14 protein-coding genes are annotated in these 13,084 nt (G+C 63.9%); 4 read left to right on the top strand and 10 right to left on the bottom strand.

What is annotated here, in order from left to right; genetic code table 11:
• Nucleotides 1-4 precede the first annotated feature (4 nt).
• The 4 genes from lexA to ACFE72_RS16695 form a co-directional block, all read right to left on the bottom strand.
• Entirely contained in the window at nt 5-715 is a 711-nt protein-coding gene (lexA, locus tag ACFE72_RS16680; protein WP_375414224.1) for a transcriptional repressor LexA, read from the bottom strand.
• Between the two features lie 179 nt (nt 716-894).
• Nucleotides 895-2,106: a gephyrin-like molybdotransferase Glp gene (gene glp, locus ACFE72_RS16685; RefSeq protein ID WP_375414225.1), complete on the bottom strand. Its 1,212-nt coding sequence runs from the start codon at nt 2,104-2,106 to the stop codon at nt 895-897.
• Between the two features lie 9 nt (nt 2,107-2,115).
• A complete protein-coding gene (locus ACFE72_RS16690) occupies nt 2,116-2,745 on the bottom strand; it encodes an HAD-IA family hydrolase (protein ID WP_375414226.1) in 630 nt (209 codons plus the stop codon).
• An 87-nt stretch (nt 2,746-2,832) separates the two neighbouring features.
• Entirely contained in the window at nt 2,833-3,285 is a 453-nt protein-coding gene (locus tag ACFE72_RS16695; RefSeq protein ID WP_375414227.1) for a hypothetical protein, read from the bottom strand.
• Between the two features lie 310 nt (nt 3,286-3,595).
• Here ACFE72_RS16695 and ACFE72_RS16700 point away from each other — a divergent pair, with 310 nt between their 5' ends.
• Nucleotides 3,596-4,786 carry an NADH:flavin oxidoreductase/NADH oxidase gene (locus tag ACFE72_RS16700; protein WP_375414228.1) on the top strand — a complete coding sequence of 397 codons (1,191 nt, stop codon included), beginning with the start codon at nt 3,596-3,598 and terminating at the stop codon, nt 4,784-4,786.
• A 79-nt stretch (nt 4,787-4,865) separates the two neighbouring features.
• Here the strand turns inward: ACFE72_RS16700 and ACFE72_RS16705 are convergent, their stop codons facing one another.
• The 6 genes from ACFE72_RS16705 to ACFE72_RS16730 form a co-directional block, all read right to left on the bottom strand.
• Entirely contained in the window at nt 4,866-5,015 is a 150-nt protein-coding gene (locus ACFE72_RS16705) for a BA14K family protein (protein ID WP_375414229.1), read from the bottom strand.
• Entirely contained in the window at nt 5,012-5,326 is a 315-nt protein-coding gene (locus ACFE72_RS16710) for a hypothetical protein (protein WP_375414230.1), read from the bottom strand. Before ACFE72_RS16710 ends, ACFE72_RS16705 begins: the two co-directional genes overlap by 4 nt.
• Nucleotides 5,327-5,356: 30 nt before the next feature.
• A complete protein-coding gene (gene moaC, locus ACFE72_RS16715; protein WP_375414231.1) occupies nt 5,357-5,872 on the bottom strand; it encodes a cyclic pyranopterin monophosphate synthase MoaC in 516 nt (171 codons plus the stop codon).
• A gap of 2 nt (nt 5,873-5,874) precedes the next feature.
• Nucleotides 5,875-6,696, bottom strand: coding sequence for an indole-3-glycerol phosphate synthase TrpC (gene trpC / locus ACFE72_RS16720; protein ID WP_375414232.1), 822 nt, complete (start codon nt 6,694-6,696; stop codon nt 5,875-5,877).
• A gap of 13 nt (nt 6,697-6,709) precedes the next feature.
• Nucleotides 6,710-7,723, bottom strand: a complete 1,014-nt coding sequence (trpD, locus tag ACFE72_RS16725) for an anthranilate phosphoribosyltransferase (protein WP_375414233.1) — start codon at nt 7,721-7,723, stop codon at nt 6,710-6,712.
• A 146-nt stretch (nt 7,724-7,869) separates the two neighbouring features.
• Complete coding sequence (locus tag ACFE72_RS16730) at nt 7,870-9,771, bottom strand: SurA N-terminal domain-containing protein (RefSeq protein WP_375414234.1); 1,902 nt, start codon at nt 9,769-9,771, stop codon at nt 7,870-7,872.
• A gap of 227 nt (nt 9,772-9,998) precedes the next feature.
• On the opposite strand from ACFE72_RS16730, the gene tpiA reads away from it, so the two are divergent.
• From tpiA to ACFE72_RS16745, 3 genes are all read left to right on the top strand, one after another.
• A complete protein-coding gene (tpiA, locus tag ACFE72_RS16735) occupies nt 9,999-10,754 on the top strand; it encodes a triose-phosphate isomerase (protein WP_375414235.1) in 756 nt (251 codons plus the stop codon).
• A gap of 129 nt (nt 10,755-10,883) precedes the next feature.
• Entirely contained in the window at nt 10,884-11,279 is a 396-nt protein-coding gene (secG, locus tag ACFE72_RS16740) for a preprotein translocase subunit SecG (protein WP_375414236.1), read from the top strand.
• A gap of 167 nt (nt 11,280-11,446) precedes the next feature.
• Nucleotides 11,447-13,078, top strand: coding sequence for a CTP synthase (locus tag ACFE72_RS16745; RefSeq protein ID WP_375414237.1), 1,632 nt, complete (start codon nt 11,447-11,449; stop codon nt 13,076-13,078).
• The last annotated feature ends 6 nt before the right edge of the window (nt 13,079-13,084 follow it).

Consider the following 13,084-nt stretch of genomic DNA (forward strand, 5'->3'; position numbering starts at 1 on the left):
CCGCTCAATACTTCCGATAGAGCCCGATCAGCTTGCCCTGAATCCGCACCCGGTTCGGCGGCAGGATGCGGACTTCATACGAGGTGTTGGCGGGTTCAAGCGCGATCGAGGCGCCACGGCGGCGAAAGCGTTTTAGCGTCGCTTCCTCCTCGTCGATCAGCGCGACCACGATGTCGCCGGTTTCGGCGGTCTCGTTGCGCTGGATCAGCGCCATGTCGCCATCGAGGATTCCGGCGTCGACCATGGAATCGCCGCGGACCTCAAGCGCGTAGTGTTCGCCGGAGCCGAGCATGTCCGGCGGCACGCTGATGGTATGGCTGCGGGTCTGCAGCGCCTCGATCGGAGTGCCGGCCGCGATGCGGCCCATCACGGGCACCGACACCGGACGGCTGGAATCGTCCTCCGAACTGCCGCCGGTGCTGGGGCGGACCTTGCCAAGGTTGCCTTCAATCACGCTAGGGGTAAAGCCGCGCCGGCCGTTGCTGCCGCCATTGCCCGACAGTTCCGGCAGCTTGATGACTTCGATGGCGCGGGCGCGATTGGGGAGGCGGCGAATGAAGCCGCGCTCTTCGAGCGCCGTGATCAGCCGGTGGATGCCGGACTTGGAACGCAGATCCAGCGCGTCCTTCATCTCATCGAAAGACGGGGGAACGCCGGCCTCCTTCAACCGCTCATTGATGAATCGCAGGAGTTCATATTGTTTGCGCGTGAGCATCTCGGCCAATCCTCAATTTGATAGTGCCGTTCGATTTCGAGAAGTCGGGGAGACTCCGTTGCGGGCGAATTACTCGAAACAAATCATGAACGGACCCTATATGTTCCATATGTGTTCCGCAACCACTTAATTTCACGTCAACAAAACGAAGTTTTCGAGCAAGGCAGGTGCGTGGAGCATCACGTCGGCAGCCTGAGAATGACGCAGGGCGATCCAGCGGACGCCGCGGGAGCAAACGGTGAACGGATCACAAGCGCCCGCGCCGCAGCGAGATTTCCCAACAATGAACTGTCCTGGTGGTTGACGGGAGTGGCGACCAAACCACCGTCGGAGCGTTCTTCGAGCTGCGCGCGCAGATAGTCCTCGCGGGCATCGTTGGCGGCGAGATTGCGTCCCAGCACGGCCGTTTCCGTTGCATGATGAACGTCCGAACGGCCCGACAGCGCCCGAATCAACGGCACCATGAACAGGAAGGCGCAGACATAGGATGACACCGGATTGCCGGGCAGGCCGATCACCCGCATGGAGCCGAGCCGGCCGTGCATCATCGGCTTGCCGGGCCGCATCGCAATCCGCCAGAACGCCATCGAAACGCCCTCGGCCTGCAGCGCTCGCTTGACCAGATCATGGTCGCCGACCGATGCGCCGCCGATGGTGATGAGAATGTCGGCGCCCCCATCTCGCGCGCGGCGGATGCCGTCGGTAGTGGCCGCGACCGTATCGGCGGCGATGCCGAGGTCGGCAGTGTCGGCATCCTCGGCGCGGGCCAGCGCCCGCAGCGCATAGCCGTTCGAATATACGATCTGGCCGGGGCCGGGCGTCGAACCCGGCATCACCAATTCATCGCCGGTGGCGAGCACGGCGACCTTGGGCCGGCGTCGCACGCCGAGTTGCGGATAATTCATGCTTGCCGCCAGCGACAGGTCGCGGTCGGTGAGGCGGCGGCCGGCACGCAGCAACACGTCTCCTTCGCAGAAATCGACGCCGGCCGGGCGGATATGCCGCCCCATGACCGCCGGTTCGGTGAGGGAGATGATGGGGCCGTCGCGTACCGTATCTTCCTGGATCACCACGGCGTCGGCGCCTTGCGGGATCACCCCGCCAGTGAAAATCCGTACCGCTTCTCCTGCGTGCAACGCCGCTTCGAACGGTCGGCCCGCGGCGACCTCGCCTATCACCCGCAGCCGTGCGGCGACCGTTGAGGCGTCGGCTGAACGCACCGCATAGCCGTCCATCGCGGACATCGCCTGCGGCGGCTGGGTCCTTCGTGCGGCGATGTCGCGTGCGAGCACGCGGTGATGCGCCGCATCGAGCGCGACCATCTCCTGGGATAGAGCCTCGGCACCCGCGAGAACCGCTGACAGCGCGTCGGCCACCGGCATCAGTGCCACCAAAATCTCCTAAATTCCCAGCGCGGCCAGCGCGTCCGCCACGTCGCGGGTTGATCCGACATGAACGACGGCCAACCCGCGCGCCCGCGCGCCCTCGATGTTTTCTGCGAGATCATCGAAAAACACAATGCGTGACGCAGGCACGCCAATCTCCTTCACCACACGATCATAGGCATCGGGGTCCGGTTTCCGGACCCCGATGGTCGAGGACAAGAACAACTTTCGGAAATGGCCGAGGACTTCCGCGTATCGGCGTGTAAAATGCGCCTCATGGGCGCGATTGGTGTTGGAAAAGGCGTAGAGCGGCAGGTGCCGCGCCGCCCGCGCCAGCAGCGGCGCGATGTCGGGCATTTCGCCGGCGAAGATCGCGTTCCAGCCTTCGAGAAACTGCGCGTCGGTGATGTCGATACCGAGCGAGGCGCGCAAGGCGGCGAAGAATTCGGTGTCCGAACTCTCGCCGCGCTCGTGACACTTGTAGGCCTCGTCAGGCGAAAAGCGCTCGATCAGGCGCGCGGACGCGCAGCCGGCATGGCCGGCCCAGCAGGCAAGGGCGCGGCCGAAATCGATGTCGATCACGACGCGGCCGAGATCGAACAGCAGCGCATCGGCAGAGCCGGGAGAAAGCAAGGGCGCGGGCATTGCCTCGGTATGCGCGAGAACCGGCGGTCGGACAAGAACCCTCGCTGCGCCAGACAACGTTAACGGCGTCCGCCGAACCAGATCCGATCAGTGCTTGGCACCGAAAATGATTTGATGGCCGCTCGCTACTGCGTTGCCGGAGATCGTGCCGAAGACGATGGCGTGATCCTCGACAACGGCGTTGCCATACGCCTCGCCGTAGATGGTGCCGAAATCCTTCACGGTTGCATTCTCATAGACTTGTCCGCGGATGACTGCGTTGTCCATGACCTTGCCCTGGCCAAAAACCCGTCCGGTGACCACCGCGTTACCGGAGACAGCGGCGCTGTCGTACACCGTACCAGAGACCTGCGCATTGTCCTTGATGGTGGCCGTGCCGTAGGCCCGGGACTGGTCGAGCAGCCAGCATGACCCCGCCTGGTCCAGATTGGCTTCGCTCTGGACGTAACCGCCGAGCGCCCCGTCCGCTATGCGTCTGATCCGGTGCAATACCACGCCGTTCTGGTCGACGGTGTCGTCAGGTAGGATTTCGTATTTCATTTGAAAAATCCATTGTTGGTAAGAGCAGCGCCGTTCCGCTGCGGCAACTGTAGGCCGCGCTTCGGCCGGCGCATCCGTTGCAGAAGGCACCATGCTACATCGTGCAACCGGGGCGATCAATATTTCCGCATGTGCCTTTCAACCGATGCAATGAAAAACCTGCGAACTATTCTAACAGCTACCGTCAAATCCAGTGACCGCAATAACCGCAAGCCGTTGATCTGCTATGGGAATGCTGCGACATTCGCGGTATCAATCGCGCCCCGTTCGGCTCGGAATGCCGCGATCACCAGGTCTGCCAGAGATGGACATGAGCGACGTGTTGCTGTTTTCGCCATTTACGATACGCGGCGTCGAGCTGCGCAACCGCATCGTGGTGCCGCCGATGCATCAGTATTCTGCAGTAAAGGGTTTTCCGACCGACTGGCACCTGATGAATGCCGGCAAATTCGCGGCCGGCGGCGCGGGGCTTGTCGTTGTCGAGTCCACGAAGGTGGAGCGGCGCGGCTGCGGTACCGTCGGCGATCTCGGCATCTGGGACGATGCATTTATCGAGCCGCTGAGCCGCCTCGCCGGATTCATCAAGCAGCAAAAGGCGGTGGCGGGAATTCAGCTCGGTCACTCCGGCCGTAAGGCGCGCGCCACCCGGCCGTGGGAGGGCGACCGGCCGTTGCAGCGAACGCCTGACATCGACGACTGGGACGCCTGGACGCCGGTTGCGCCGAGCGCGATCGCTCACAGCGAAAAGTGGCCGGTCCCCCGCGCGATGGAGCGCGGCGAGGTGAAAGATCTGGTGCAAGCCTGGGGCAACGCCGCCAGGCGCGCCCACGAAGCCGGCTTCGAGGTGCTGGAGCTGCACGGCGCCCACGGTTATCTCGTGCATGAATTTTTGTCGGAGCGCTCCAATCAGCGCACCGACGGATATGGCGGCTCCGAAATCAACCGGATGCGCTTTCTCATTGAAATAACGGAAGCCGTGCGCGCCTGGTGGCCCGGTGACAAGCCGTTGTTTGTGCGGCTGTCGGTGGAGGACAATGCGGGGTGGGGTCCTGAGCAGAGCGCGCGGCTCGCCGCAATCCTGAAAACCAAAGGCGTCGATGTCATCGACTGCTCGTCCGGCGGCATCACCGACGTCGCGCCGATCCTGGGCAAGGAAATCAAATACAGCTATCAGGTGCCGCTGTCGGAATACGTCCGGCGCCATGCCGGCATCATGACCATGGCGGTCGGCCTGATCATCCATGGCGACCAGGCCGAGCAGATCCTGCGCGACGGGCAGGCCGACTTGATCGCGGTGGGGCGCGAGATTCTCAATAATCCGAACTGGCCGATGGACGCGGCGCTGAAGCTGGGCGTCGAAGGTCCGTTCCGCAACGTACCGCCGCAGTTCGGATACTGGCTCGGCACCCGCGCCAAGCGCGGTTTTGGGACACAACCTTCGACGTGGCAGAATGGGCTCGACGGCTCCGCCGTCATTGCCGGAGCGAAGCAGTCCAACTGATGGCAGAGCGGTTGCCCGCTCCCCGCGATGAGGAAATGGCGATCTGCAGACCGCCTTTTCCTTCGATCAGGTCATGCCGTCACTGGCACCCATGGCGCCGGCCATCGCGGCCAAGATAAGTGCCCGACGCCGGGTCGTACAAACGATAACGTTGCGCGCAGTACGACGCTTTGTCATCCATATACGCATAAGAATTGCGAACTGGCGTGATGTCGACGCCCGCGATCATTTCGCGGCATCGGTCTTCGGCGCCTTGGCGCCAGCCGCAATAGCATCGGAACGGTGCGCTTGTTTGCGGGGTTTGGCAGGCTTCACCGGCGGGGCGGCTGATGCCGCCTCGCTCGCATCATTCTCGATGGGATCACCCTGCGTCTTGTTGCTTTCAGGCGTTGCGGGGCCGACGCTGTTGCAATCGGAGTTCGGATAGAACTGGGCGCAATAACCGGGTTCGGTGTTTGCCGCCTGTGCCGATGCCGGCGGCGTTGCGGCGGCGAGCAGCACGATCACGGTCACCGCAGCGAGAGGTGTGGACTTCGACATGGCTTTTCCAACCTTCTTTATTTTCATGGATCAATCCCTAACGCGATAATGCCCGGACTTGCCGCCCTTCTTCTCGACCAGATGAATACCTTCGATGCGCGCCCCGCGCTCCACGGCCTTGATCATGTCGTAGATGGTGAGACACGCGATCGATACCGCGGTCAGTGCTTCCATTTCAACGCCGGTCGCCCCGTTCACCTTTACCGTGGCGCGGACGATGCAGCCGGGCAGCTTGCCGTCGGGCGCGATGTCGAGGGTCACTTTCGACAGCGCCAAAGGATGGCATAGCGGAATAAGATCGGGGGTCCGCTTTGCCGCCATGATGCCGGCAATCCGGGCGGTGCCGAGCACGTCGCCTTTTTTGGCGTTGCCTGAAACGATCAGGTCGAGGGTCGTCCTGCTCATGACGACGCGGCCCTCGGCGATGGCCGCGCGTTCGGTAGCGGGCTTGGACGATACGTCGACCATCCGCGCTTCGCCCGCGGCATCGATATGGGTGAGGGCGGGCCGGTCTTTCGCGGTGCGTCTTGATCCCTTGCCGGCCATGATTACCGCGTCCCGGTGGCGCGGTGAACGTCGTCGCGGGTCAGCAAAGCGCGGGTCGCCGCCGCGACGTCCGCCTGCCGCATCAGGCTTTCGCCGACCAGGAAGGTCGACATGCCCGCGCGGGCCAGGCGCGCCAGGTCCGCCGGCGCGAAGATGCCGCTTTCGCCGACCATCAGGCGGTCGTTCGGAATCAGCGGCGCCAGTGCCTCGCTGGTGGCAAGCGTGGTTTCAAATGTGCGCAGGTTGCGATTGTTGACGCCGATCATCGTCGAGCGGAGTTTTAGCGCGCGATCCAATTCCTCACGGTTATGAACCTCGAGCAAAACATCCATCCCGTGCGCCAGCGCGGCATCCTCGATGTCTCGGGCCGCGGCATCATCGAGCGCCGCCATGATGATCAGGATGCAATCCGCCCCATAAGCGCGGGCCTCGACCACCTGGTAGGTGTCGTACATGAAATCCTTGCGCAGCACCGGCAACGACGTAGCGGCGCGCGCGGCGACCATGAAGTCGAGGTGACCCCGGAACGACGGCGTGTCGGTGAGCACGGACAGGCAGGCCGCGCCGCCGGTTTCGTAGGCCAGCGCCAACGCGGGCGGATCGAAATCGGCGCGGATCAGGCCTTTCGATGGCGAGGCCTTTTTGATTTCGGCGATCAGCGCGTAATCGCCATGCGCGAGTTTTTCCCGGATCGCCCGCACAAAACCGCGCGGCGCCGGTGCCGTCTTCGCCCGCGCTTCGACGCTGGCGATCGGATGCGCGCCCTTGGCGGCGGCGATCTCCTCGCGCTTATACGCTTCGATCTTGGTCAGGATATCGGACATTCGGATCCCGCGTTCAACCGTTGGAAACCGCGACGAGATGCTTCAGCTTGGCCGCGGCGGCGCCGCTATCGAGCGATGTCAAGCCAAGCGCGACGCCTTCCCTCAAATCCCTGGCTTTGCCGGCGACGATCAATGCGGCCGCCGCATTAAGCAGCGCGACCTCCCGAAATGCGCCCGCTTTGCCGTCGAGCACGGCCCGCAGTGCGACGGCATTCGCCGCCGCGTCGCCCCCCTTCAACGCATCGCCGCCAACGCGGTTGAGCCCGGCGTCTTCCGGCGTCACTTCGAAGGTGCGGATATTGCCGTTCTCCAGCGCGGCGACGAAGGTCGGGCCGGTCAGGGTGATCTCGTCCAGTCCGTCGGAGCCATGCACCACCCAGATCGATTCGGCGCCGAGATTCTTCAGCACCTGTGCCAGCGGCTGCACCCACTGCCGCGAGAACACCCCGATCATCTGCCGCCTGACGCCGGCCGGATTGGACAGCGGACCCAGCAGATTGAAGATGGTTCGCGTGGCAAGCTCCACACGCGTCGGGCCGACGTTCTTCATCGCCGGATGATGCGACGGCGCGAACATGAATCCGATCCCGGCCTCAGTGACGCAGCGGCCGACATGGTCGGGCGCGATGTCGATCTTGACGCCGAGCGCGGACAGCACGTCGGCCGCACCGGAGCGCGACGACAGCGCGCGGTTGCCGTGTTTGGCCACCGGCACGCCGCAGCCTGCCACGATGAACGAGGCGCAGGTCGAGACATTGACCGAGCCGGAGCCGTCGCCGCCGGTGCCGACCACGTCGACGGCGCCCTCGGGGGCCCTGACGCGCAGCATCTTGGCGCGCATCGCGGCCACGGCGCCGGTGATTTCATCGACGGTTTCGCCGCGCACCCGCAGCGCCATCAGCAGGCCGCCCATCTGCGATGGCGTGGCTTCGCCCGACATCATGCTGTCGAATGCCGATGCCGCCTCGTCGCGCGACAGCGTCGCGCCGGTGGCGACTTTTCCGATCAGGGCCTTGAGGTCGTCCATCGATTGCTTTCGAACTCATAGGATGGGTTGATCGAAGCGATACCCATCACGTTCCGCGCCTTCGCTCAAGATGGGTTTCGCGGAGTTTATCATCGGGCACGCGTTCGCGTGGCCCGTTGGCTCAACCCGTCCTACAGGACCGGACCTCAATTATTCGCGCCGGTGACCTGGGCGAGGGCGCTCTGATTGATGGTAGTGCCGATCTGTGATTCCAGCTTGGTAACGTATTCGGCGACCTGTTCGTCGCTCAAGCCCCGCAGCAGGGTTTCCTTCAGTTTCTTGATTTCGTCGGAAGCCTGATCGACCGCCGGCACGGCCACATCGGTGACGCGGAACACGATCCAGTCGCCGCCGCCGGCACCGGCGGACTGCGCCGCCGAATCCTTCGGCGTGCGGAAGGCCGCCTCGATCACGCTGGCCGGCAGGCCTGGCACGGTGGCATCGCGCCTGAATCCGGCCGCGGTGTCGACTTTCAATCCGAGGCCTGCGGCTTCATCGGCGAGCTTGCCGCCCTGCTCGAGCTTCTGAATCATCTCGGTCGCTTTGGCGCGCAACCGACTGGTGATCTGGTCATTGCGCCAGCGCGCCTCGACCTGGTCCCTGACCTCGTCGATGCCGCGCTCGCGCGACGGCGTGATGCCGAGGACGTCGAACCAGACATATCCGCCATTGAACTGGATCGGGTCGTTGTCGACGCCGACGTCGCTGGAAAAGGCTTGCGTAACGACGGCGAGGCCCTGCGGGATGCCGGGGACCGGCTGGCCGTTCGGGGCGCGGCCGGACCGGTCGGAGGCTTCGACCGTGACGGCAGTAAGCCCAAGTTTCTGGGCGGCTTCGATCACGCTGGCGCCGCCGCCGCGCTCGTCTTCCATCTTGTCATGAAGGCTTGCGACCTGGGTGCGGGCGCGTTCGCCCGCGATCTCGCGCTTCAGGTTGGGGGCGACGCTTTCGTAAGCGGGCTGCAGACCCGGTTCGATCTTGCCGATCTTGACGAGGGCGACCCCGAACCGGCCCTGAATGGGTTGGCTGACGTCGTCGGGAGCAAGTGAAAATGCCGCGTCGGCGATCGCGGAATCGATCATGGAAGATTTCGCGACCAGTCCGAGATCGATGTCGGATGGATTGAGGCCGCGTTCCTTGGCCAGATCGTCGTACGACAGCCCAGACGCGATGCGGTTGCGGGCGGCAGCCGCTTCCTCGATGTTCGGAAACACCATCTGCGAAACCTGACGGCGTTCCGGCGTCGATAATTTGTCGCGGCGCTCCTCGAAGATCTTCCTGGCATCCTCATCGGACACCGTCGCCCACTTGCCGATCTCCTCGGGCGTGATCATGACAAAGGATAGTTTGCGGAATTCGGGCGCGCGGAACTGGGTCTTGTGATCTTCAAAATAGCCGGCCAGTGCCTCGGGCGAGGGCGGATCGATGGTTCCGGCCTGGGCGGTGTCGAGCTTGACGTAATCGATGGTGCGCTGTTCGTTCTGGAACCTGACCAGCGCATCGATCAGGGTTTTCGGCGGCTCCAGTCCCGCAGTGATGGTGTTGGCGATCTGCCGGCGCAGCGAAACCCGCCGCTGATCGGCGATATAGCGCTGTTCGGTATAGCCGGCCTGCCGGATCGTCGCCTGGAAGCGGGCCGGATCGAAGGCACCGGAGACGCCCTTGAAGTTCGGATCGCTGGTGATCATCCGCATGGTTTCGGCGTCGGACTGGCCGAGGCCGAGCTGGCGGGCGTTGTCGTCAAGCGCGGCTTCGGCGACGATCTGTTGCAGCACCTGACGGTCGAGGCCGAAAGCGCGCGCCTGATCCATGGTCAGCGGACGGCCGAACTGGCGGCCGATCTGCTGCAGCTTCTCTGTGTAGAGCTGGCGGAACTGCTCGGTTGAAATTTCGGTGCGCCCGATCTTGGCCAGCGTCGACTGGCCGAACCCCTTGAAAATGTCGGCGATGCCCCAGACGCCGAAGCTGATGATCAGCACGCCCATGACGGTCGCCATAATGATCTTGCCGAGCCAGTTTGATGAGGCTTTGCGCATTCCTCGAAGCATGGGTCCAACTTATCTGGCAGGAGGGAACCGGGTTCGCGACGGGCCGCGGGGTCCGCGGCAGGGCGTCACCGAGTTGAGTCTCATCATAAAGTGGCTACCCTCCCGTCGCAACCTCAGCGGGGCGGCGAATTGAAGCGGTTAACGATGGTAAAGCGCCGACCCGGCGTCTAGTCCCGGCCGCTGCGTTCTGCTAGCGCTGGCCAACTCAGCCTCGCGGGACCTTGACCATGACCGACGCCATTCGTCCGTTGATTGCCGGCAACTGGAAAATGAACGGGCTCAAGGAATCGGCCGGCGAATTCGGACAGATGATGGCTGGCCGAGGCGATCTCTGGCGCAAGGCCGATCTGCTGATCTGCCCGCCGGCGACGCTGATCATGACATTCGCAGTCGTGGCCGTGGGGTCCAGAATTCAGATCGGGGCACAGGATTGCCATCCCAAGGCGTCGGGTGCCCATACCGGCGATCTCTCGGCCGAAATGCTCGCAGATCTCGGCGCCACCGCCGTTATCGTCGGCCACTCCGAGCGCCGCGCCGATCACGGGGAAAGCGACGCGCTGGTGCGGCAAAAGGTGGAGGCGGCGTGGCGGGCGGGATTGGTGGCGATCGTCTGCATCGGGGAAACTCGTGCGCATCGCGACGCCGGACAGACGCTCGACATCTGCAGCGGCCAGCTCAACGGCTCGCTGCCGGATGGCGCCACCGCGGCCAACCTCGTGGTTGCGTATGAGCCGGTCTGGGCGATCGGTACGGGTCTTACTCCGACCATAGGGGACATTGAACAAGTTCATAAGCTTATACGCGATAATCTCACTATCCGGTTTAAGGACGAAGGCGGCAGGATACGCATTCTGTATGGTGGCTCGGTAAAACCTTCGAACGCAGCCGAACTGATGGCGGTGCCCAATGTCAATGGCGCGCTGGTCGGCGGCGCCAGCCTGAAAGCCGCCGATTTCCTTGCGATTGCGGCTGGTTGCCCCTAACTAACGACGGTGCGGTGCGGGGGTGACAATACCCCGTTCTATCGTGTAGACACCGCGCGACTTCAAACCCCGCAAGCCTGACCCGCCGCCGTTACATCGGCCACTGCGGGCTTGCGATGGAAGGTTCAGATGCAGACTGTCGTTATCGTGGTTCACCTGATGCTCGTCGCAACCCTGATCGCGACGGTGCTGCTGCAGAAATCCGAAGGCGGCGGCCTCGGGATGGGCGGCGGCGGCGGTTTCATGTCTAGTCGCGGCACCGCCAACCTGCTGTCGCGCACAACGGCAGTTCTTGCGGTGGGCTTCTTCCTGACCAGCCTGTTGTTGTCGTGGCTCGCAAGCTATGACCGCAAGCCGAGCTCGATCATCCCCGGCGATCCGGCATCGCAGTCGCAGCCAGCCGGCCCGGCGACGCCGATTTCGCCGCCGTCGGGTGGCGGTATCCTGGATTCGCTGAAGAAATCGGACGAGCGCCAGCAGAACCAGCAGGCGCCGGCCGGGCCGCAGGCGCCCCGGTCGCAATAAAGCAGTGCGGCCATGCAGGGCGGGGCCTGCCGTACTGCATCAGCAGTCTCCATCAAGAGACTGACACCACTTTGTTTTTCACGTCACCCACAGCGAAACGGTTTGCTGCACCGCAGGTCGCGATTCGTTTTGGCGAATCGGGTTGGTGGCCTTAAAGGTTAAGCCCCATGGCGCGGTACATATTCATCACCGGCGGCGTGGTTTCCTCGCTCGGCAAAGGTCTGGCTTCGGCGGCGCTCGGCGCCCTGCTGCAGGCGCGGGGCTACAAGGTCCGGCTGCGCAAGCTCGACCCCTATCTCAACCTCGATCCGGGAACCATGTCGCCGTACCAGCACGGCGAGGTCTTCGTGACCGACGACGGTGCGGAAACCGACCTCGATCTTGGCCATTATGAGCGCTTCACCGGGCGCCCTGCGACCAAGGCCGACAACATCACCACGGGGCGGATCTATCAGGACATCCTGACCAAGGAGCGACGCGGCGACTATCTCGGCGCCACCATCCAGGTGATCCCGCACGTCACCAACGCCATCAAGGATTTCATCCTCGACAGCAATGACGGCTATGACTTCGTGCTATGCGAAATCGGCGGCACCGTCGGCGATATCGAGGGTCTGCCGTTCTTCGAGGCGATCCGCCAGATCAAGAACGACCTGCCGCGCGGCCACGCCATTTACGTTCATCTGACCCTGCTGCCCTACATACCCAGCGCCGGCGAGTTGAAGACAAAACCGACCCAGCATTCGGTCAAGGAACTGCGCTCGATCGGCATCCAGCCCGACATCCTGCTGTGCCGCACCGACCGGTCGATTCCGAAGGAAGAACGCCGCAAGCTCGGCCTGTTCTGCAATGTGCGTGAGAGTGCGGTGATCGAGGCCCGCGACGTCGACAACATCTACGCCGTGCCGGAGGCCTATCACGCCGCAGGCCTCGACGACGAGGTATTGGCGGCGTTCGGCGTTCCCTCGGGCCGCCCTCCTGCGCTGGAAACCTGGCACACGGTGAACGAGAGGGTGCGGAACCCGGAAGGCGCCGTCACTATCGCCATCGTCGGCAAATACACCGGCATGAAGGATGCCTACAAATCGCTGATCGAGGCGCTGAGCCATGGCGGCATCGCCAACAAGGTGAAGGTCAATCTCGACTGGATCGAGAGCGAGGTGTTCGAAAACGAGGATCCGGCGCCGTTCCTCGAGCACGTCAACGGCATCCTGGTGCCCGGCGGGTTCGGCCAGCGCGGCGCCGAAGGCAAGATCCGGGCGGCGCAGTTCGCGCGGGAGCGCGACGTGCCGTATTTCGGGATCTGTTTCGGGATGCAGATGGCGGTGATCGAGGCGGCGCGCAACCTGGCCGGCATCGAGGACGCCAATTCGACCGAGTTCGGGCCGACGCCGGAGCCGCTGGTCGGTCTGATGACCGAATGGCTGCGCGGCAATGAACTGGAGAAGCGGTCGAAAGCCGGCAATCTCGGCGGCACCATGCGCCTCGGCGCCTATCCCGCGGCGTTGCGGCGCGGCAGCCGGGTGTCCGAAGTGTATGGCGGTGCCATCGAAATCTCGGAGCGCCACCGCCACCGCTACGAGGTCAATACCGCCTACAAGGACCGCCTCGAACAGCACGGGCTGCGGTTCTCCGGCTCTTCGCCGGACGGCGTGCTGCCGGAAATCGTCGAATACGAGGATCACCCCTGGTTCATCGGCGTCCAGTTCCATCCCGAGCTGAAGTCGCGCCCGTTCGAGCCGCATCCGCTGTTCGCCTCCTTCGTGCAGGCGGCTATGGTGCAGTCGCGGCTGGTGTGACGCCCG

The organism is uncultured Bradyrhizobium sp. (genome assembly GCF_964252615.1).
Taxonomy (GTDB): Bacteria; Pseudomonadota; Alphaproteobacteria; order Rhizobiales; family Xanthobacteraceae; genus Bradyrhizobium.

Coding starts and splice junctions, on each gene's coding strand:
- secG (WP_375414236.1), top strand. CDS start 10,884: ATGCAGACTGTCGTTATCGTGGTTCACCTGATGCTCGTCGCAACCCTG.
- lexA (WP_375414224.1), bottom strand. CDS start 715: ATGCTCACGCGCAAACAATATGAACTCCTGCGATTCATCAATGAGCGG.
- ACFE72_RS16700 (WP_375414228.1), top strand. CDS start 3,596: ATGAGCGACGTGTTGCTGTTTTCGCCATTTACGATACGCGGCGTCGAG.
- ACFE72_RS16690 (WP_375414226.1), bottom strand. CDS start 2,745: ATGCCCGCGCCCTTGCTTTCTCCCGGCTCTGCCGATGCGCTGCTGTTC.
- ACFE72_RS16705 (WP_375414229.1), bottom strand. CDS start 5,015: ATGATCGCGGGCGTCGACATCACGCCAGTTCGCAATTCTTATGCGTAT.
- ACFE72_RS16730 (WP_375414234.1), bottom strand. CDS start 9,771: ATGCTTCGAGGAATGCGCAAAGCCTCATCAAACTGGCTCGGCAAGATC.
- trpD (WP_375414233.1), bottom strand. CDS start 7,723: ATGGACGACCTCAAGGCCCTGATCGGAAAAGTCGCCACCGGCGCGACG.
- ACFE72_RS16695 (WP_375414227.1), bottom strand. CDS start 3,285: ATGAAATACGAAATCCTACCTGACGACACCGTCGACCAGAACGGCGTG.
- ACFE72_RS16710 (WP_375414230.1), bottom strand. CDS start 5,326: ATGTCGAAGTCCACACCTCTCGCTGCGGTGACCGTGATCGTGCTGCTC.
- moaC (WP_375414231.1), bottom strand. CDS start 5,872: ATGGCCGGCAAGGGATCAAGACGCACCGCGAAAGACCGGCCCGCCCTC.
- trpC (WP_375414232.1), bottom strand. CDS start 6,696: ATGTCCGATATCCTGACCAAGATCGAAGCGTATAAGCGCGAGGAGATC.
- ACFE72_RS16745 (WP_375414237.1), top strand. CDS start 11,447: ATGGCGCGGTACATATTCATCACCGGCGGCGTGGTTTCCTCGCTCGGC.
- tpiA (WP_375414235.1), top strand. CDS start 9,999: ATGACCGACGCCATTCGTCCGTTGATTGCCGGCAACTGGAAAATGAAC.